Annotated in this window: 3 protein-coding genes; all 3 read right to left on the bottom strand. The window is 59.8% G+C overall.

Annotated elements, in window-relative coordinates; translation table 11 throughout:
• Window positions 1-667 (bottom strand): hypothetical protein (locus tag ASR47_RS00060; RefSeq protein ID WP_150127596.1); only part of this gene is annotated, 667 nt, incomplete at its 3' end.
• Complete coding sequence (locus ASR47_RS26720; RefSeq protein ID WP_150127595.1) at window positions 664-948, bottom strand: hypothetical protein; 285 nt, start codon at window positions 946-948, stop codon at window positions 664-666. The genes ASR47_RS26720 and ASR47_RS00060, both read right to left, overlap by 4 nt.
• The coding region (locus ASR47_RS27280) for a hypothetical protein (RefSeq protein ID WP_171898853.1) at window positions 945-1,169 on the bottom strand (225 nt) is incomplete at its 5' end. The genes ASR47_RS26720 and ASR47_RS27280, both read right to left, overlap by 4 nt.

Here is a 1,169-nt window from a genome sequence, read left to right as displayed (position 1 = left end):
GATCGCTAAATGTCGATCCAGCCGGAGGGTTGCCGTTCATGAGTCCTGACCTGAACATCACGCCTGAGGAGTAGGCCACGGTGCCATCACTATCTCGTAGCACGAACTGGCGACGATCCTCCTTGACATATCCTGGTTCGCGGTCGTTATAACTGACGTCGTAAAACGGGCTGCTGCCAATGACCACCGGGCGGCCAATTGCTGGCAGGGTCGCCATGGTGGATAGATCGCCGGCGGCCACCGGAAACGTGATATTGGGCGCACCAAAATCATGGGTGATGGCGCCAACGCTATTGCGCAGTAACAGGCCGCGCCCCGCGTGCGCGCCGGTGATCATCGAAAACGCCCAGATATCTACTGGATACTGCTGGTCGAATCCCTCGTTACCGGGGTTGCCGCCACAGTAGGCGCCGATGGTGTACACACCGTTGCTATACGCGGTGTCGACGATGCCCACGCGGCGCCCCACTGGCAGGTCAATGGCCCACAGCACGGGTAGCGTAGATGCAAACGTGTGCCGGGAATAGCCGGCAGTGCGAACACCGCCAGTGCTGGACGGTTGCACCACCTGCACCAGTGAGGCCCGGCCAATGCATGCGGTGCCGTGCGACTCGCTGTGCACCACCAGCTGCCGCGCCAGGTTTCTAATTTTTAACCCTGTTGTCATTTGAGATAGATTCCTGCAAACGTGCGAATATCTGGCGAGGCCGTCGCTGTGGACGGGAACGTAAATCGCGGATACCCCATTGCCTCGTCGTATTGCCAATTGCTGCGTGTCGTGCCGTCGCCGAATACGACCACCGGCGCGTGTCCGGTGGGGAAATTGGGGAACGAGAACACCCTAGCGGCGCCCGATATCACGAAAATTCCCAGGCAAACGCCACCGACCGCCAGTGTCGAATCAAAAACCACGCGGCCGCCGTTGCGAATTTTCAGGCCGTGTGTCATGTGATGTATTCCCCTAGTTCGATATAGGGCAGGCTGTTGACGCCATCGTAGAAATACAGGCCGGGGCCAGTTAGGTCGTATCCTGAGCCGCTGCCGGCATTGCCGGCCGGCCCCGCACGCGTGGGGCTGCGAACCAGCGAGAATGTACCGATCACGCCCGCCAACTCGCCGCTGAATCGAGCCAGGCCGCCATCAATATTGAATTGCGGCGAATGGACATC

Origin of the sequence: Janthinobacterium psychrotolerans, assembly GCF_001677885.1 — a bacterium.
Lineage (GTDB): Bacteria > Pseudomonadota > Gammaproteobacteria > Burkholderiales > Burkholderiaceae_D > Janthinobacterium > Janthinobacterium psychrotolerans.
This window is presented reverse-complemented; position numbering and strand designations above follow the sequence as displayed.

Excerpts from the sequence above, each read along its gene's own strand:
- ASR47_RS26720 (WP_150127595.1), bottom strand. The coding sequence starts at position 948 with ATGACACACGGCCTGAAAATTCGCAACGGCGGCCGCGTGGTTTTTGAT.